19 protein-coding genes, 4 tRNA genes and 1 riboswitch are annotated in these 17631 nt (G+C 36.2%); of the genes, 17 read left to right on the top strand and 6 right to left on the bottom strand.

Going from position 1 to position 17631, the window contains the following annotated elements; translation table 11 throughout:
* Positions 1-121 precede the first annotated feature (121 nt).
* The gene (locus FC70_RS04485) at positions 122-1084 is read left to right on the top strand and encodes an alpha/beta hydrolase (RefSeq protein ID WP_057889804.1); all 963 of its coding nucleotides are present in this window, start codon (positions 122-124) and stop codon (positions 1082-1084) included.
* Positions 1085-1167: 83 nt separating this feature from the next.
* Positions 1168-2049, top strand: a complete 882-nt coding sequence (locus FC70_RS04480; RefSeq protein WP_057889803.1) for an RluA family pseudouridine synthase — start codon at positions 1168-1170, stop codon at positions 2047-2049.
* A gap of 50 nt (positions 2050-2099) precedes the next feature.
* On the opposite strand, the gene FC70_RS04475 is transcribed toward FC70_RS04480, so the two are convergent.
* The 5 genes from FC70_RS04475 to FC70_RS04455 form a co-directional block, all read right to left on the bottom strand.
* On the bottom strand, positions 2100-3062 hold the full coding sequence (locus FC70_RS04475; RefSeq protein ID WP_057889802.1) for a 2-hydroxyacid dehydrogenase family protein: 963 nt from the start codon (positions 3060-3062) through the stop codon (positions 2100-2102).
* A gap of 115 nt (positions 3063-3177) precedes the next feature.
* Positions 3178-3513 (bottom strand): AzlD domain-containing protein, encoded by a 336-nt coding sequence (locus FC70_RS04470; RefSeq protein WP_057889801.1) that lies wholly within the window; start codon positions 3511-3513, stop codon positions 3178-3180.
* A complete protein-coding gene (locus FC70_RS04465) occupies positions 3503-4207 on the bottom strand; it encodes an AzlC family ABC transporter permease (protein WP_057889800.1) in 705 nt (234 codons plus the stop codon). Before FC70_RS04465 ends, FC70_RS04470 begins: the two co-directional genes overlap by 11 nt.
* A gap of 106 nt (positions 4208-4313) precedes the next feature.
* Positions 4314-5042, bottom strand: a complete 729-nt coding sequence (locus FC70_RS04460) for a DUF4811 domain-containing protein (protein WP_057889799.1) — start codon at positions 5040-5042, stop codon at positions 4314-4316.
* Positions 5042-6520 carry an MDR family MFS transporter gene (locus FC70_RS04455; RefSeq protein WP_057889798.1) on the bottom strand — a complete coding sequence of 493 codons (1479 nt, stop codon included), beginning with the start codon at positions 6518-6520 and terminating at the stop codon, positions 5042-5044. The genes FC70_RS04460 and FC70_RS04455 overlap by 1 nt, the downstream gene beginning before the upstream one ends.
* 173 nt (positions 6521-6693) lie before the next feature.
* Here FC70_RS04455 and FC70_RS04450 point away from each other — a divergent pair, with 173 nt between their 5' ends.
* Together FC70_RS04450 and rnjA are read left to right on the top strand one after the other, a co-directional pair.
* Positions 6694-7134, top strand: coding sequence for a MerR family transcriptional regulator (locus FC70_RS04450; RefSeq protein WP_057889797.1), 441 nt, complete (start codon positions 6694-6696; stop codon positions 7132-7134).
* Positions 7135-7399: 265 nt separating this feature from the next.
* Positions 7400-9100 (top strand): ribonuclease J1, encoded by a 1701-nt coding sequence (rnjA, locus tag FC70_RS04445; RefSeq protein WP_083478640.1) that lies wholly within the window; start codon positions 7400-7402, stop codon positions 9098-9100.
* Between the two features lie 90 nt (positions 9101-9190).
* Here the strand turns inward: rnjA and FC70_RS04440 are convergent, their stop codons facing one another.
* Entirely contained in the window at positions 9191-10090 is a 900-nt protein-coding gene (locus tag FC70_RS04440; protein WP_057889796.1) for a cation diffusion facilitator family transporter, read from the bottom strand.
* Positions 10091-10291: 201 nt separating this feature from the next.
* On the opposite strand from FC70_RS04440, the gene FC70_RS04435 reads away from it, so the two are divergent.
* The 13 genes from FC70_RS04435 to FC70_RS04375 all read left to right on the top strand — a co-directional run bounded on the left by FC70_RS04435 (position 10292) and on the right by FC70_RS04375 (position 17619).
* Complete coding sequence (locus tag FC70_RS04435) at positions 10292-10939, top strand: metal-dependent transcriptional regulator (RefSeq protein WP_057889795.1); 648 nt, start codon at positions 10292-10294, stop codon at positions 10937-10939.
* Positions 10940-11165: 226 nt separating this feature from the next.
* Positions 11166-11366, top strand: coding sequence for a cold-shock protein (locus tag FC70_RS04430; protein WP_057889794.1), 201 nt, complete (start codon positions 11166-11168; stop codon positions 11364-11366).
* 118 nt (positions 11367-11484) lie between these two features.
* Positions 11485-12234, top strand: coding sequence for a threonine/serine exporter family protein (locus FC70_RS04425; protein ID WP_057890281.1), 750 nt, complete (start codon positions 11485-11487; stop codon positions 12232-12234).
* A 10-nt stretch (positions 12235-12244) separates the two neighbouring features.
* Complete coding sequence (locus FC70_RS04420; protein ID WP_057889793.1) at positions 12245-12703, top strand: threonine/serine exporter family protein; 459 nt, start codon at positions 12245-12247, stop codon at positions 12701-12703.
* 77 nt (positions 12704-12780) lie between these two features.
* On the top strand, positions 12781-13446 hold the full coding sequence (locus FC70_RS04415; RefSeq protein WP_057889792.1) for a phosphatase PAP2 family protein: 666 nt from the start codon (positions 12781-12783) through the stop codon (positions 13444-13446).
* Positions 13447-13520: 74 nt separating this feature from the next.
* A complete protein-coding gene (locus FC70_RS04410; RefSeq protein ID WP_057889791.1) occupies positions 13521-13712 on the top strand; it encodes a PspC domain-containing protein in 192 nt (63 codons plus the stop codon).
* Between the two features lie 110 nt (positions 13713-13822).
* Positions 13823-14356: a GNAT family N-acetyltransferase gene (locus FC70_RS04405; protein ID WP_057889790.1), complete on the top strand. Its 534-nt coding sequence runs from the start codon at positions 13823-13825 to the stop codon at positions 14354-14356.
* 47 nt (positions 14357-14403) lie between these two features.
* Positions 14404-14581, top strand: a riboswitch (Lysine riboswitch).
* A gap of 127 nt (positions 14582-14708) precedes the next feature.
* Positions 14709-16178 carry an amino acid permease gene (locus tag FC70_RS04400; protein ID WP_057889789.1) on the top strand — a complete coding sequence of 490 codons (1470 nt, stop codon included), beginning with the start codon at positions 14709-14711 and terminating at the stop codon, positions 16176-16178.
* Between the two features lie 131 nt (positions 16179-16309).
* Positions 16310-16951 (top strand): deoxynucleoside kinase, encoded by a 642-nt coding sequence (locus FC70_RS04395; RefSeq protein ID WP_057889788.1) that lies wholly within the window; start codon positions 16310-16312, stop codon positions 16949-16951.
* 120 nt (positions 16952-17071) lie between these two features.
* Positions 17072-17144 (top strand) — tRNA-Val (locus FC70_RS04390).
* Positions 17145-17184: 40 nt separating this feature from the next.
* Positions 17185-17267, top strand: a tRNA-Leu gene (locus FC70_RS04385).
* Between the two features lie 5 nt (positions 17268-17272).
* Positions 17273-17345 (top strand) — tRNA-Thr (locus FC70_RS04380).
* 202 nt (positions 17346-17547) lie between these two features.
* A tRNA-Gly gene (locus tag FC70_RS04375) sits at positions 17548-17619 on the top strand.
* Positions 17620-17631 lie beyond the last annotated feature (12 nt).

The following is a 17631-nucleotide window of genomic DNA, read 5'->3' as shown; positions in this document are numbered from 1 at the left end:
ACGAGTGTTGATGATGATTGTAAACTGTAATTCTTTCTTAAGCACTTTTAAAAATAGTTGTGGTAGAATATTGGAACACATAATTATCGATGTAATAAAAATTAAGGCTAGGGAAGTTATCATGGGGAAAAAGAGAAAGTTAACTAGAATTGCAGCACCATTTATTGTAGCTGCAGGGGTTGCGGGAATATCTGAAAAATTATTTTCATTTGTTTTTGATCGGGTGGATAAGGTACCAGAAACATCAGCCGATAAACAAAAGTACGCGGAAAGCTACTTTGAAGGTGTAGATTGGCTAAATGATCAACCAGATACGGAACAATGGTTATTAAATGAAGACGATAAAAATAAACGTTTGACTGCGACGTATGTTCCGGCAGCATTTCGGACAACTGATACGGTAATTATTGCCCATGGTTATAAAGGTAATGGGGAGACAATGTCTAGTTACGCTCGGATGTTCCATGAGTTAGGATATAACGTACTATTACCAGATAATCGAGCACATGGTAGGTCAGCCGGAAAGTATATTACGTTTGGTTGGCTTGATCGGTTAGATTACCTAAATTGGATTCATACGGTTATTGAACAAAATGGAAGAAATTCACGAATTATCTTATTTGGTGTTTCAATGGGTGGCGCGACGGTCGAAATGGTGAGTGGTGAACCATTACCAGAACAAGTACGTGCAATTATTGCTGATTGTGGCTATTCTAATATTGGTGATGAATTAAGCTACTTACTTAAGAGAATCTTCCATTTACCTAAATATCCATTTGTACCAGCTGTTAATTTAATTAATCATCGGCGCCAAGGATTTGATTTGCGTAATGTTTCTTCAGTTGATCAGCTTAAAAAGAATACACGGCCGATTTTCTTTATTCATGGTGAAAAGGATGTGTATGTACCAGCAAATATGTTGAATGAAAATTTTGCGGCAACGTCAGCGCCTAAAGAAAAATGGCTGGTGCCAAATGCTACACACGCTGAAAGTTTTTGGATTAATCAGGCTGAATATAAACAGCAAGTTCGGACCTTCTTAGATAAATATTTAACCTATGAAGTTAACTCGAAACAAAAGTAAGTATAAATATTATTCGTATCTAGCGAATCTTTATGTATAATTAAAGATGACTAAATAATTGAACGTGAGAGAAAAGAGAAAATATGGCTGAATATCAATGGCAATACAAAGGTGATAAACCGGTTACGATTAAAAGATTCATGTCACAGGTTGGTTTAGGTCATCGGTTGTTAGCTGACATTAAATATGGTGATGGCGTGTTTCGCATGAATGCGAAGGTGGAACCAATTACAACTATCATTGAACCCGGCGAAGTGGTGACTCTAGTGACGAAACCAGTTACTGAAGATTCAGAAGTTGAGATTAGTAATGAACCGATTGAGGTTGTTTTTGAAGATGCAAATTGGTTGGTGGTTAATAAACCAGCCGGATTAAGCTCAATTCCCGGGCCAACGAATTCAACCGATACTTTATTGAATCGCGTAAAGGGATATTTGGTAACAAATAATGCGCCTGATTTACGACCAACCTTAATTATTCGATTGGATCGATTTACCTCAGGATTAGTGTTAATTGCTAAAAATCGTGTTTCGCAAAGTATGATTTCACATCAAGTCGAAAATCATGAACTTGATAAGCGTTATACTGCAATCGTTAGTGGAATTCTGGAACCTGAACATGATTTAATTGAAGCTTCGATTGGACAAATCGAAAATTCACCAAGACGAGTTGTGCGACCTGATGGTAAAAAAGCTAAAACTGAATACTGGGTTAAACAAACCGGCGCAGATTGGACTGAATTAGAAGTCAAATTGCATACGGGTCGGACACATCAAATTCGTGTCCATTTAACTCATATAGGTCATCCGTTACTTGGAGATGAATTATATGGTGGCCCACAAGATTTGATTGCAAGACAAGCCTTACATGCAAAATCATTAAGTTTTGTTGATCCATTTACGCAACAACCAATGGAATTTCAAGCTGAACTACCAAAAGATATGAGTGATATTTTGAATCGTTAATTAAATTAAAACAGTGATGAGCATTTTTGCTCATCACTGTTTTTTGATGGTTATTTGTTAACAATATATTTTGGTAATTCATTTTTGAAAACCGCCACTACATTATCAGCCACGATTGTTCCCATGGCATCACGGGCTTCAACGGTGGCATTACCAATATGTGGAGTAATGATTACATTTTTAAGATCGGCTAATCCGTCTTCAATGTTAGGCTCATGTTCATAAACATCAAGTGCAGCTCCAGCTATGGTTTTATCTTGTAGAGCTTTTAATAAGGCCTTTTCATCGATAATGGGACCACGCCCAACATTAATAATTGATGCAGTTGATTTCATTTGCTTAAAAACGTCTTGATTGAATTGATGGAAATTGGTTTTCGTTTGAGGGGCATTAATACTAATGAAGTCACTAGTGTTAATTAGTTGCTCAAATGAAACGTAATGAACTCCCAGACTTCTTTCTTCTGGATCTGATAATTGATGTGGTTGCCAATATTGAACGTCCATCGACATTGCACGAGCTTTTTTAGCAACGTCTCGACCAATACTTCCCATACCCACAATTCCAAGTCGTTGACCAGCAATTTCATGGCCTAAAAAGTATAGTGGTGACCAGCCAGGGAAACCATCTGCTCGCATTAAGGCATCACCTTCAACGATTCGGTGACTTAAGGCAAGTAGTAAGCCAATGGTGACTTCAGCAACTGAATTAGTTGATACTAAAGGGGTGTTAGTGACCAAAATTCCTTTTTGTTTGGCATATTCAATATCGATATTGTTAAAACCAGCACCAAAGTTAGCAATGATTTTTAAATTTGGAGCATTATCGATAACTTCTTGGTCAACTTTAGTTGATAAAGCGGTAATTAGAAAATCAATATCGGTAACTGACGATAATAATTCTGCTTGAGAAATTAAAGTATTACCTGAATAAACAGTGGTATTAATATTGGCATTTTCCAGCTTCGTAATCGTAATTGCTGGTAATTTAGCTGATACAAAAACTTTGCTCATAATATTTTCTCCTCGATTATAATGTAGGTTTACAACAGAAGTATAAAGCGCTTTCTTTGTTAGTGCAAGAAACTAATCGTTTGGACAAAAAAAGAACTAATATAATTAGTTCTTACTACATTCCTAAATTAAAATAGCGAATTACGGCCATCGAAATAATTCCAACTATGCAGATCATTAATAAACTTTTGGTAATAATGGCAGTCGCAAATGCTGGAATTGAGGCTAACATTTGGGGCCATTCAATGGTTGCCCAATGACCTGGTTTAAAAGAAAGGACGCTTTCAATGAATAGTGCTGCCATTATTGCGACCGGGACAAAAGATAAAAAACGGATAACTGGTCGTGGCACTGTAAAATTTTTAACTAAAATAAATGGAATAACTCTTGATAACCAAGTAACTAAACCACAGCCCAGAATGGTCAATAGAGTATAAGTATTAATGTTCATCTTCGAGCACCATCCCAACTAAACATGCGGTTAAAACTGATAATAAGAGGGAAATTTCAGTATTTAAGAAACGACCATAAATGATGAATGAGATTAATACGACTAACACAACTGATAATTGAATTGATAATTTTCGGCGACGATCACTGATCATTTGGAGATATAGCAAGCCAATAAACATTGAGATGATTGCAAAATCAAGACCCAATGCCTGTGGATCAGTAATTAAATTTCCCGCTAAAACACCAATTAAACAAGCAATACACCAGACAAAATAAGCGACTAAGTTAGTGGCATTAAACCATTTAAAATTTAATTTACCATTCGTAATGGAAGCTTTATTCATACCTAAAGCAAAGGTTTCATCAGTTAACAACGTGCCAATGGCAATATTAGCTTTGAGGGATTCTTGTTTGAAATATTGGGCCATTGAGGTGCTCATAAGAATCATCCGTGAATTAATTAGGAAAACGGACAAGATGATGGTTGTGATGGGACTAACACTAACCAACATCGTTGTAATGGCAAATTGTGCAGCTCCCGCATAGACGATTAAGCATAGTAAAGCAACCGTTAAGAGACTTAAATGTGAAGTTTGGGCAACAATTCCATAGGCGAGTCCGACGCCGATATAGCCAAGCAGGGTTGGAATTACATCTTTAATTCCAGCTTGGAAAGTTAACTCTGTATTCATAATTAAATGCCTTTCTTAATAAATATCGATAGCTAAAACTATAACATAAATCAGCAGACTAAAAGCACAAAAAAAGAGACTTAATTAAAGTCTCTTCTAGAAATTATTATTTACTTGATGCAAGTGCTTGTTTTAGAACTTGTGATGAATATTCAATTTGTGCTTCTTTGGCAATCGCAACTTGTTCAGATGATGACATGGTTGGATTTTTAGTCATGGCTGCAGTGACTGCTTGGTTAACATACTGAGTTCCAGCAGTTTTGCTAGCAGTTTGTTGTTCAGTCGTCATGCTGGCCATTGCTTTTTGTAAAGTAGCAGCTTGGGTGGTTGAAACAGTTACCCAAGTTTTTGGTAATTCAAAGTTATTTACACGTTTAACAATTGTGTTATTCATACCTGACCATAGGTAGAGATTCTTGTAAAAGTCACTTTTCCAAACCCAACGAGTTGTTTTAGTTTGAAGTTTGGCAGTGGTGCTACTAGTAGTTGTAACTTTGTTAGTAGTATATTCATCTGCGTTAGTATGGTTAGGAGTTTTTTGACTTGATTTCAAGTTGTAAACATAAACATTGTTCTTACCTGAAGTACCAACTTGCTTATAAAGCATCATTGGCATGGTATCAGAGTTAGATGCTGAGTAAATTTCAGTTGAAGTCGTCGTCGTTTCCTTTTCCATCCCAAAGTGATTTTGGTAATTGGCAACCATTAAAACGATTGAACCGATTAATATGATCCCAGAAACCAATAATGCGATTACTCGACTAACAGGTTTAAAGGTAAACATGAATGCAAGGAAAAATGCAATTGCACCGATAACTAATGTGATTAAGACCATTATTTAGCATCTCCTTTCATATCGATATTTACTTTAATTCTATTTTTATTGCTGCTTAAGAAGAAAGCGATGATTAAACCAATTGCACTAAAGGCAACGGCGATAATAAAGGCTGCTGAATAACCGTTCATAACAGCATCAACTGCTTTAACTTTATAATCAAATGGGGTGATCTTAAGTAAGCTCTTAGCAGGCATGTTATTAGTAGTAACGTTCGAAAGAACTGAAACTAACACAGCTGTACCCATTGAACTAGCGATTTGACGAGTGGTGTTATTAACTGCTGTTCCGTGAGAAATCATATCCATTGATAATGAGTTCATAGCAGCAGTAGTTGTTGGCATCATAACCATTGAAATCCCGAATAAACGTACGGCATATAACATAGTGATATAAATCGTTGGTGTATCAGGAGTAATGAAGATAAATGGGATTGTAGCAACGGTTAGTAAGAACATACCAACCATAGCTAAGCGTTTAGCACCATATTTATCAAATAAATTACCAGTGATTGGACTCATAACACCCATCATTAATGCACCAGGTAAGAGCGCAAGACCAGAGTCAAAGGCTGACATACCATGAACATTTTGAAGGTATAGTGGTAAGATCATTTCGGCTCCGACCATTGCAACCATGGCAACAGAACTTAAAACGGTGGCAATTGTAAATTCTTTAGACTTGAATACGCGAAGTTCCAAGAATGGATTTTTAACGTGTAATTGACGATAAGTAAAGAATGCGATTAATAGCACACCCAGAATAATTGTTCCAAGAACTTTAAAGCTAGTCCATCCATCAGTTCCAACAGAAGAGAATCCAAATAGTAAGCTACCGAATCCAGCAGTTGAAAGAATTAATGATAAGACATCTAATTTTGGCTTAGTGGTTTTAATAACATTTCTCATAAAGAAAAAGCTTAAAATAATAACAACAGCGACGATTGGAACAATCATTCCAAATAAATCACGCCAAGTAAAGTTATCAATAACCCATCCAGAAAGGGTAGGTCCAAGAGCCGGTGCAAGACCAACCACGATTCCAGCCATTCCCATGGCAGAACCACGACTACTTGCGGGGAAAATGCTTAACATAATTGTTTGCATTAGTGGCATTGTAATCCCAACCCCAACGGCTTGAACTAAACGTCCAGCGAGTAGGACTTGGAAGCTAGGAGCAACCCAGGCCATAATAGTTCCGATTTCGAAAATAACCATGGCAATGATGTATAACCATTTAGTTGGAAAACGTGAACTTAAAAAGGCACTAACGGGAATCATAATCCCATTGACCATTAGAAATCCGGTCGTCAACCATTGAACGGTTGAGGTGCTAATATCAAAAGCTTTCATTAAAGCAGGGAAAGCAGTGGTTAAAATAGTTTGGTTCAATACAGTACAGAAAACACCTACTAATAGAAGAGCGATTAATACTCCACGACTATAAGGCTTTCCGTTAACGTCTACATTTTTTGTCAACGTAAAATACCTCTTTTCTAAATTTGCATGTTTGCTACTTTAAACTTATTTTCAATCTTTGTCAAATAACTTGACAAAGACGTTAGGAAATATATACTAATTTTATATAAGCTATTAAAATGAAAACAACTTTGATATAATACCACTATTAGTTTTCGAAAGGAAGTAAAAAGTTGATTGCAGTTCCTACAGAGTTAAAAGAAGTCTTTGATAAAAAAATGATGCAGTTTGGAATTGGTGATTTAGCACGAGTTACGCAAGTTTCCCAAAGCAAATTACGTTATTGGGAAAGTAAAGGCTACATCCATCCCATTCAAATTCAAAGTGGCCAAAACCGTAAATATTCAATGGAAACATTAGCTCGGGTTCATATGATTAAACATTTTTCTGATGAAGGGTACACATTGCCCGTTTCCGTGGAAAAAGCTAATGGAAAAAAAGAAACAATTGAAGTTTTACGCAAAGTAATGGTTGAAAGATTTGTTTCAATAGAAGAGATTGATGGAAAATGTGCTGTTAATATGGGACAAGTTGAAGGAATACCAGATAAAAAGCTCGTTGCCATGGTTGGCTTAGATGGTGTCAAAATGCAGTTAATTGATGAAGAACAATAGGTAGCAATCAATCTAATTGAATTGATTGCTTTTTTTATTTTAAATCGCTAGGGTTATCATTTTAGAAAGCATTATGATATACTTGATGATAGCGAACGAACGGATAAATAAATGAAGTTTTCAAGGTTAAATTGATTGGGAACACTATTAGGATTGTTTACATTTAAAAATAGGGCGGGGACCATTTTAATATTGGGAACATAGCAGTTATTCGTGTTAAAACGAAATACATATATAAATAAACTTAAAAAGGAACAAGGTAGATATGCAAAAATTAAATATTAACAACAATGAAGTTGCGTTTTATGCACTGGGTGGACTGGGTGAAATCGGTAAAAACATGTATTGTGTGCAATTTCAAGATGAAATTATTGTCATTGATTGTGGGGTTTTATTTCCCGAAGATGAACTATTAGGTGTGGATTATGTTATCCAAGACTATACTTATTTAGTTGAAAACAAAGACAAAATCAAAGCCATCGTTATTACCCATGGACATGAAGATCACATTGGTGGATTGCCATTCTTCTTACAACAAGTGAACGTTCCTATCTATTCAGGACCATTTGCGTTGTCATTGATTAAGGGTAAGTTAGAAGAAAAACACTTACTCCGTACGGCTGAATTGATTGAAGTTCAAGAAGACACAATTCTTAAATTCAATAAGATGTCAGTATCATTCTTCCGAACCACTCATTCAATTCCGGATGCATTAGGAGTTGCAGTTCATACACCACAAGGAACAATTGTTGAAACTGGAGATTTTAAATTTGATTTGACTCCAGTAGGTGGACTTCCTTCACCTAACTTACAAAAAATGGCCGCCCTCGGTGAAAATGGTGTGTTATTACTAGCTTCTGATAGTACTAATGCTGAACGACCAGAGTTCTCTAAATCAGAACAATGGGTTGACGTTCATATTCGTCGAGTATTTGAAAAAATTAAGGGTCGGATTATTTTTGCTTCATTTGCTTCTAATGTATATCGTTTGCGTGAAGCTTCTGATGAAGCAATGCGTCAAGGACGGATGATTGCTGTCGTTGGACGAAGCATGGAAAATGCTATTGCTGCTGGACAAGAACTTGGATATTTAAATATTCCAGAAGAAGTTCTGATTGATCCTAATGAGATTAATTCATACCCACCTGAAAAGGTATTGATTATGTGTACTGGATCGCAAGGTGAACCAATGGCTGCGCTTAGCCGAATTGCGGCTGGAACACATCGTCAGATTACGATTCAACCAGGGGATACAGTTGTATTTTCAAGTAATCCAATTCCTGGTAACACTACTAGTGTTAACCAATTAATTAATAAACTGGATGAAGCTGGTGCTGAAGTAGTTCATGGATATTTGAACAATATTCATGCTTCTGGTCATGGTGGTCAACTTGAACAAGAATTGATGCTTCGATTAATGAAGCCTAAATTCTTTATGCCAATTCATGGTGAGTTTAGAATGCTTGAAGTTCATTCAAAACTAGCTGAATTAACGGGTATTCCTAAAGAAAATCGCTTCACGATGGAAAATGGTGATGTGCTAGCCTTAACTAAGGACTCTGCACGAATTGCTGATCATATTGAAACTGCTGGCGATGTTTACATCGATGGTCGTGATGTTGGTGATAGTGTTGGTAATCCTGAAATTCGGGAACGTCGACTATTGTCAGAAGAAGGGGTTGTTACTGCAATTGCAGTTGTTGACCTTAAAGATCACCAGATTGTAGCTGGTCCAGATATTGTTTCTCGTGGCTTTGTGTATATGCATGAATCACAAGAATTAATTAAAGCTGCTAATCATGAAGTTTTCTGGGCTATCTTGAATACTTTCAAGAGTCGAAAGAAAATTGATGAACGTGCACTTAACCGGACGATTGTTAGTCGTCTTCAAAAATTATTGTATGCTCAAACTGGTCGCCGACCTGTAATTATTCCAATGGTAACGATTATTAATAATGAAGACTAGATTTTATATCAGTATTAACCGTATTTTGGTTAGTACTGTTTTTTTGTGAAAAAATAGTTCAAAATTCTAACTTGAATTTTGAACTAATATTTATTGATCTTCATTTTTGTCAGCGGGAGTATTAAATAATGTTTCATCGATTCCACGGCCGACTTCTGCTTGAATAGTGACATGACCAATGTCATATTTATCTTTTAACAGGGTTTCTATTTTAATATAAATTGGTTCTACCTGACTAATAGGTAAATCACAAACGTTAATATGTGCTGAAAAGATAATTCGATGTTCATCAATCATCCAAGCATGAACGTGATGGACGGAATTAACATCTTCAATATTAACGATATCTTGCTTAATGCTATCATAGTCTAATTTTGGGGATGCTTGCATTAGGATAGTAACAGTTTGTTTGATGATTGGCCAAGCTTCAAAGCAAATGAAAATGGCAACCGCAATCGTTAATAGCGGATCAATCCAATCAATGTGCCAAATGGTGACGATGATAGCCCCAATAATTACCCCAACTGATGATAATGAATCGCTCAGAATGTGTAAGTATGTGGCCTTTATATTTAAACTACCTTTGCTACCTTTATGGAGAAGTAAGGCTGAAATTAAATTAGCTAGCAATCCAATCACTGCCACGGTTAACATCACTGGACCATCAATGGTTGATGGTCTTGAAAAACGTTTAATTGCTTCAATAAGGAGAAAAGCCGAAACGATAATTAAAAATAGGGCGTTAAGTAAGGCAGACAATATTTCAGCTCGTCGATAGCCATAAGTTTGACGTTCAGTTTCAGGTCGCTTCCCAATTAATTGAGCAAAGAAACCAAGCATAATTGATAGCGAATCACCCAAGTTATGGAAAGCATCAGAAAGTAATGCTAGACTACCGGAAAATAAGCCCCCAATAATTTCAACAAAAGTAATAATTAAATTAAGAACTGTTACCCATAAAAATCTTTTACCCGTTATTTGCTCTTTCACAACTTAGCCTCCACTAGTTAGTTGATTTGTTTATGTAAATTATCCTGATGACGCAATATTATCTATGTTGAAATTATTTTTAGGTAGTCCTAACTTAAATATTATGATATGCTATTTGCAACTTGAATACAATAACACGATTGAATATATATGCTTATTCTATCATATAAGAACAACTAAGGAGAATTACGAATTAAACTTATGACACCGATGAAAGAAGACTATATCAAAATTATTTTTGAACTAGGTGGGACGGAACGAAAGATTTCAAATAAAGAAATCGCCATCGGGTTAGATGTTGCAGCAGGATCAGTTACTGAAATGGTTGCGAAGATGGTTGAAGAAAAATTAGTGATTCATGAACCATATGCTGGGATTACATTGACTGAATTAGGTCATCAATTGGCTATTGAGCTAGTGAGAAAACATCGTTTATGGGAGACCTTCTTGGTTGATGATTTAAAGTATGAGGTTGCTGACGTTCATTCAGAAGCGGAAGTATTGGAGCATCAAACCAGTGATAAGTTAGCTGCTGCACTATATACCTTTTTAGGTAAACCAGAGTTTTGTCCACACGGTGGTGTGATTCCGGATGAGGATGGTAATTATCCAGAAAGCTCAAATGCCGTTTTAGCAGATGTTGTGGATGGTCAAACAGTTGAAATTGCAAGAATTATTGATAATCATGATTTATTAATTTATTTACATGATCTTGGCGTAATGGCTCATACCAAAATTGAAGTGCTGAAACATGAACCATTTGAGGGACCCATAATTGTTAAACGGCTTGTTGACGGTGATCAAATTAATATTTCATTTAAAGCAGCCCATAATATTTTTGTTCAATAAGACTGATAATTAGTTAACTTACATGCTAACCTTAAAAAATATCATTTTTCTTAATAAAGTCGTGGTTATCAGCTATCTTTTTAAAAATTGGTATGCTATACTATGTCTTGTAGTTTAAGTAAGGTAATTTTGGTTCGATCGTTTCATTGTTTGGAATATCCCCAATTTGCACCGGAACATGAATTACAAAAAAACGTACGTGCAATTGCACAGGAGGATTTTCAACATGGAACAAGGAACAGTAAAATGGTTTAACGCAGATAAAGGTTTTGGTTTTATTACTCGCGAAGATGGCAATGATGTATTCGTACATTTCTCAGCTATCCAAGGTGACGGATTCAAGACTCTTGATGAAGGCCAAGCAGTAACTTTCGACGTAGAAGAAAGCGACCGTGGACCACAAGCAGTTAACGTAAACAAGGCTTAATTTTAATTAATCCTTAACTCCCAAAGCCGTCCGGCTTTGGGAGTTTTTTTGTTTTCATGTTGAACAAACTAAGCTAAAATAAAAGATGACAAATTAAAGGTGGTGAGATTACATGGATATGGGTTTTGATAAACAAACACATATTTTAAATGCTTGTTTACAAGCAGGTAGAATTTTAATCGAAAATGGGTCAGAAATGGCCAGAGTTATCGACACGATGCAGCGCATTGCGTTTAATGCTGGTGTTAAAAATGCTCAAATGTTTGTAACGGTTACAGGTATTGTAATCTCAATTGATAATCATCCGAATGCCCAAGTGGCAAGTATTGATCATCGTACAATTGATTTAGATAAAGTAGCGCGAGTTAATGAATTATCGCGAAAATTCGCTCAACGGGAGATTGATTTACCAGAATTAGTAAGATTGTTGGATCGAATCGATAATGAAACTGCGACTTTTCCTTTTTGGATTCGGTTTTTGGCCGCTGCTATGTTGAGTGCAGTTTTATTAATTATTTTTACTCATGAATATGTTGATGCTCCAGCGGGATTTGTCGTTGGTGGAATTGGCTTTGCTATTTTTTATTTTTTAAATCATAAATTTAAGGTTCAATTTTTAAGCGAGTTTTTTGCATCATTTATAATCGGTATTTTGGCTGCGATTGCTGTTAAAATTGGTCTCGGTGTTCATTTTGATAATATTATTATTGGCGGTATCATGCCGTTAGTTCCCGGTGTACCAATTACGAACGCTGTCAGGGACCTAGTTAGTGGTAATCTGATTAGCGGACCGGCACGAGCATTTGAAGCGCTGATTTCTGCCGTTGCCATTGCTGGTGGCATTGTCTGCGTGTTGAATTTTATTTAGGAGGAAGCCAATGATACTTGATAATATGATTTTTCAACTGATTATGGCCTATATTGCCACAATTTGTTTCGGTATTATACTAAATATTCCGCATCAGGCATTTAACGTTGCTGGATTAATTGGCGCTGGATCATGGGGGATTTATTTAGCCATGAGTCATTTAGGCGTTGGGATTGCGTTTGGTAATTTGGTGGCGGCCTTTTTAATTAGTGTGGCAAGTCTGTATGCAGCCAAGTACAAAAAAATGCCAATGATGATTTTTAATATTCCTAGCCTGGTTTCCTTTGTCCCTGGAGGGCAGTCGTATCAAATGGTACGTAATTTTGCGATTGGGAATACGCAAACTGCCTGGTCGTTTTGTGCCCAGGTCATCGTAATTGCCGGTGCACTGGCAATGGGATTTGTGTTAGGTGAGTTATATCATAAATTTTCGCTATATTTTAGGACTAATTTTTTGCGAAAAATATAATCTTAACTAAAAGTTGAGAAAAATTTTATAGTCACCTATGCTAAGATAAGACTAACTAATTATTTGGGGGCACTAAAATGTTTATTGAACAAGATCAAGATCGAATTAAACGATTCCTGTGGTCAGGGATCTTTGTAGTTATCATTGCGTGTTTAGTAATGTTTAATTCAGTTGTATTTCAACTAGTAGATTCATTGATTCAAGGATTTTTTGTAACCACACAAACTGGCTTTCGCGATAAGTTAATGACGATCGTGTCGTTTCTGGGTGAGCCGAAATTAGCGATTGTTTATACAGTCATATTAGCATTTCTACTCTGGGGATTTAAATATAAAATTCCAGCAATATGGGCTTTAGGGACCGTTGCGGGTGGTGATATTGTTGCCTATCTATTAAAGGAAATTGTTAAGCGGGCTCGTCCAGTACAACATTTAAAAGCTGATGATGGTTATAGTTTCCCAAGTGGGCACGTATTTGGAATGTTTTTAGTAATTGCTATTTTATTTATTATTGTAGTTCCATTGATTCAAAGTAGTGTTAAACGTTTCTTATTATCAGCAATATTGGTAATCTTCTTGATTCTATTAGCAATTTCACGAGTGTACCTATTTGCTCATTACCCAAGTGATACAATTGCGGCAATTTTATTAGCTTATGCTTGGTTACAAGTATCTGAATGGTTATATGTCTGGTTAGCGCCAATTCTTAAAAAATGGAAGTTTGTCGCTAATTCCGAAGTTTAAATCATTTGGTAGTAGACACTAGTTATGCTATGATTTATATAGTAATAAAATTAGCTTAATTGGAGGTGCTTGAAATGAATAACAAATTACATCGTTCTCATGATAAAGTACTAGCAGGCGTTTGTGGTGGCTTTGCAGAACACTATGGTTGGGATGCAGCGATGATTAGAATCTTCTATGCAGCCGCAATGGTCTTTACTGGGTTCTTTCCATTAGGTTTAATTTACATTATTGCCGCAGTGGTAATGCCAGAAGCAGATGCTTAATTAAGTAATACCTGGTTTAAATTAATGAAATAAATACAAATGCTCCATAATTATTAGAGTTTAAAGCTAATAATTATGGGGCATTATTATTAGCTAGGAGTTTATATCTTATGGAAGATACGTATCTGACAGAACGGTTAGTACTTACTAAATTTTCATTAGCTGATATTGAAGACCTTTCGGCAATGTTTGAAGATCAAGAGCTTAATGTCACTAGTGGATTGAAGCTGCCAACTTCAAATCCGGAACGGATATTGGCATTAACAATGTTATCCAAAACACCCAGTTCAGTTGTTTATATTTTAAGAGATAAACAAGCGAAAACAGTAGTGGGGTTAGTTGTATTTTATCGAATGTATTTAGTGGATTATCAGTATTCAAACCGAGAATGTGAAATTGGCTTTGTACTTCGTCGTGAATCGCGACAACAAGGATTAATGAGTGAAGCGCTAACTCAATTAATAGTTGCTTATTTTGATGAAACTAAGTTTACGGTGCTTTATGCAGGGGCTCATACTAATAACTTAGCATCGAAAGCGGTATTAAAACGAATGAAATTTGAGCCTTGTGAGCTACCAAATAATTTGAACGAAAACCAATTTAATTTGGAACTAGATTATTTTTGTTTACTACAACCAAAATAGTTTAATCTATTGAGGTTTTAATTAAATAGTGTATAATTATTTTTAATATCGAAAGAAGAGGTTGCATGACTCATCATTAGGTAGTCTTAGACGGAATAAGCGTTGGAGGATTATCGAAAGGGTGCCATGCCGAAATGGAAGGCTACTTATTTTAGTATTCTGTTGGGCCCTGGTTTAATAAATCAGGGACTGTCGCAATGATAATTGCGGGGCGCTATCGACGATTTGACCGGAATAATAGGGGTCTTTTTGTTTGCGTGACAAACAAAAGGATCTTTTTTTTATTTTTTGGCATTTCTCTCTCTTTTATATCAAATAAACACATTGCATTTTATGCAAGGAGGAGATTAAAATGGCAGCACAAGATACAGGGAACAGCGAAGTTAAGCGTGGATTGAAGACAAGACATCTATCAATGATCGCGTTAGGTGGATCAATTGGAACTGGCTTATTTATTGCCAGTGGATCCGTGATTCATCAAGCAGGTCCAGGTGGCGCACTAGTTGCGTATGCAATTATGGGGATGATGGTATTCTTCTTAATGACTAGTTTAGGTGAGATGGCAACTTATATGCCACTGACTGGTTCGTTTTCAGCCTACTCCACTAAATTTGTAGATCCAGCTTTAGGATTTGCGATGGGATGGAACTATTGGTTTAATTGGGCGATTACAATTGCCGTCGAAATAACGACGGCTGGCGTAGTTGTTAATTTCTGGTTACCCAACGTTCCAAGCTGGATTTTTAGTTTAATTACGCTGGTGATTATTTTTGCAATTAATGGTTTATCAGTTAGCACTTTTGGTGAAGCGGAATTCTGGATGGCAATTGTCAAAATTATTACAGTTGTGATTTTCTTAGTAGTGGGATTACTGATTATTGTTGGGATTTTGGGTGGTGATAAACCAGTTGGATTATCGAACTTAACCGTTAAAGACGCTCCGTTTGTGGGCGGCTTTGGACCAATACTGGGAGTTTTCTTAGTTGCTGGATTTTCATTTCAAGGAACTGAACTAGTCGGAATTACTGCTGGTGAATCTGATGATCCACAGACAAGTATTCCTAAAGCAATTAAATCAACTTTTTGGCGGATTTTAATTTTCTATATTCTTTCAATTTTCGTGATTGCATGCATTTTGCCATACACTAGTTCTAATTTACTTGGTTCATCAGAAACTGACATCGCAATGAGTCCCTTTACGTTGGTTTTCCAACGTGCTGGTTTGGCAGCTGCTGCTAGTGTGATGAATGCCGTTATCTTAACGGCTGTGGTTTCATCTGCTAATTCAGGGTTATATGCATCATCAAGAATGTTGTATTCACTTTCACTTGATGGTTATGCACCCAAAGTATTCCGATTGACTAATTTACGTGGGATTCCAATGTATGCCGTGGTTGCAACCACTGTGATTGGAGCGTTGACCTTTTTAACTGGAATATTTGGTAATCAAGTTTATCAGTTTTTGATTGCCGCCAGTGGGTTGACTGGGTTTATTGCCTGGCTCGGAATTGCAATTTCTCATTTACGTTTCCGTCGCGCTTTTATTGCCCAAGGACATTCAGTGAGTGAATTAAAGTATCATGCTGCTTGGTTCCCGTTAGGACCAATTCTAGCTTTAGTTCTATGTGTGTTAGTAATTGTTGGCCAAGATATGACAGCTTTTGCTAAACTGGACTGGACTAAAATCATGTTTACCTACATGAGTGTGCCATTGTTTGCAATTTTATTTTTCTATTATAAAATTCGACATAAAACACATTTGATTCCACTAAAAGATGTTGATTTAACTTCTAAAACTAAATCAGAATCAATTTCTGAATAAATATTGCAGTGATTCTTCGTTTAAAATGCGATGAATCACTGTTTTTAGTTTTGTAACATTCTGGTAATCTCGAAACACAAAATAAGATGATACAATAATATTCGGACGTATTTGAACAAGGAGACTTAATAATGATTGTATTATCTGGAACAATTGGTGCTGGTAAAACTAGTTTAACGAAAATGATTGCGGAGCATTTAGATAGCCAAGCTTTTTATGAATCAGTTGATGACAATGAAATTTTGCCATTATTTTATAAAGATCCTAAGAAGTATGGTTTCTTATTACAGATGTATTTTTTAAACAAACGATTGGGAGAAATTAAGAATGCTTCGGCACACGCAACTGATGTGTTAGATCGTTCAATTTTTGAAGATCCGTTGTTATTTAGATTAAATGCTGATCTTGGTCGTGCAACGACTACTGAAGCTGAAATTCATGAGTCATTAGTTCAAAATATGATGGAAGAATTACCATCAGTTCCACAAAAGAAAAACCCTGATTTACTAATTTGTGTTCAAGTTTCATTTGATACGATGTTGGAACGAATTAAAAAACGCGGGCGTTCATATGAGCAAATTGATGAAGATCCAAGCTTGTATGATTATTACAAATCATTGAATGAACGTTATGCAGAATGGTTTGAAAAGTATGATAAGAGCCCTAAATTGTCCATTGATGGCGATAAATTTAACTTTGTGGAAAGTCACGAAGCTGAAGTAGCAGTGTTAGCTGTTATTGACGAAAAGCTTAAAGAATTAGCAATTAAGTAATATTTGCTCATATCGTCAGGTTGAAACTATAATTTTTCAAAGAAATGTGTTTAAATACCGTTGACAAGCATTTTAGACCATGATAAAGTAATATAGTTGTCTTATGGCGATGTGATCAATGGAGGATTAGCTCAGCTGGGAGAGCGTCTGCCTTACAAGCAGGATGTCACAGGTTCGAACCCTGTATCCTCCATTTCACTCGGATAGTGAAAGCAATAATTTAATACACATTTGCGGATGTGGCGGAACTGGCAGACGCGCAAGATTTAGGTTCTTGTATCTTTTAGATGTGGGGGTTCGATTCCCTTCATCCGCATAATTGCCGACTTAGCTCAGTTGGCAGAGCACCTGTCTTGTAAACAGGGGGTCGGAGGTTCGAATCCTCTAGTCGGCATGTTACGCCTTTAAAGGAATTGACTATCTTATGATGGTCATTTTTTTTTACTCTTTTTCTCCTAATATGCTATATAGTAGATATCTTTGATAGTTTATTATTAAAACACTAGATTTTTAGTATAAACTTCCCTCATTTCGTTGACATAATTAAGGATATAGCGTAATATATTTTAAGTCGGATAGCCGATAACAAAGCATTTGCGGAAGTAGTTCAGTGGTAGAACATCACCTTGCCATGGTGGGGGTCGCGGGTTCGAATCCCGTCTTCCGCTTTGTTAATAGTT

The organism is Paucilactobacillus oligofermentans DSM 15707 = LMG 22743, assembly GCF_001434315.1.
Taxonomy (GTDB): Bacteria; Bacillota; Bacilli; order Lactobacillales; family Lactobacillaceae; genus Paucilactobacillus; species Paucilactobacillus oligofermentans.
Note: the sequence above shows the minus strand (reverse complement) of the source record. Positions and strands in the feature narration are given on the sequence as shown.

Bases quoted from the DNA above. Each gene is read 5' to 3' on its own strand.
- FC70_RS04395 (WP_057889788.1), top strand. From the start codon at position 16,310: ATGATTGTATTATCTGGAACAATTGGTGCTGGTAAAACTAGTTTAACG.
- FC70_RS04460 (WP_057889799.1), bottom strand. From the start codon at position 5,042: ATGGTCTTAATCACATTAGTTATCGGTGCAATTGCATTTTTCCTTGCA.
- FC70_RS04465 (WP_057889800.1), bottom strand. From the start codon at position 4,207: ATGAATACAGAGTTAACTTTCCAAGCTGGAATTAAAGATGTAATTCCA.
- FC70_RS04425 (WP_057890281.1), top strand. From the start codon at position 11,485: ATGGGTTTTGATAAACAAACACATATTTTAAATGCTTGTTTACAAGCA.
- FC70_RS04405 (WP_057889790.1), top strand. From the start codon at position 13,823: ATGGAAGATACGTATCTGACAGAACGGTTAGTACTTACTAAATTTTCA.
- FC70_RS04430 (WP_057889794.1), top strand. From the start codon at position 11,166: ATGGAACAAGGAACAGTAAAATGGTTTAACGCAGATAAAGGTTTTGGT.
- FC70_RS04410 (WP_057889791.1), top strand. From the start codon at position 13,521: ATGAATAACAAATTACATCGTTCTCATGATAAAGTACTAGCAGGCGTT.
- FC70_RS04480 (WP_057889803.1), top strand. From the start codon at position 1,168: ATGGCTGAATATCAATGGCAATACAAAGGTGATAAACCGGTTACGATT.
- FC70_RS04475 (WP_057889802.1), bottom strand. From the start codon at position 3,062: ATGAGCAAAGTTTTTGTATCAGCTAAATTACCAGCAATTACGATTACG.
- FC70_RS04485 (WP_057889804.1), top strand. From the start codon at position 122: ATGGGGAAAAAGAGAAAGTTAACTAGAATTGCAGCACCATTTATTGTA.
- FC70_RS04400 (WP_057889789.1), top strand. From the start codon at position 14,709: ATGGCAGCACAAGATACAGGGAACAGCGAAGTTAAGCGTGGATTGAAG.
- FC70_RS04420 (WP_057889793.1), top strand. From the start codon at position 12,245: ATGATACTTGATAATATGATTTTTCAACTGATTATGGCCTATATTGCC.
- rnjA (WP_083478640.1), top strand. From the start codon at position 7,400: ATGCAAAAATTAAATATTAACAACAATGAAGTTGCGTTTTATGCACTG.
- FC70_RS04415 (WP_057889792.1), top strand. From the start codon at position 12,781: ATGTTTATTGAACAAGATCAAGATCGAATTAAACGATTCCTGTGGTCA.
- FC70_RS04435 (WP_057889795.1), top strand. From the start codon at position 10,292: ATGACACCGATGAAAGAAGACTATATCAAAATTATTTTTGAACTAGGT.
- FC70_RS04470 (WP_057889801.1), bottom strand. From the start codon at position 3,513: ATGAACATTAATACTTATACTCTATTGACCATTCTGGGCTGTGGTTTA.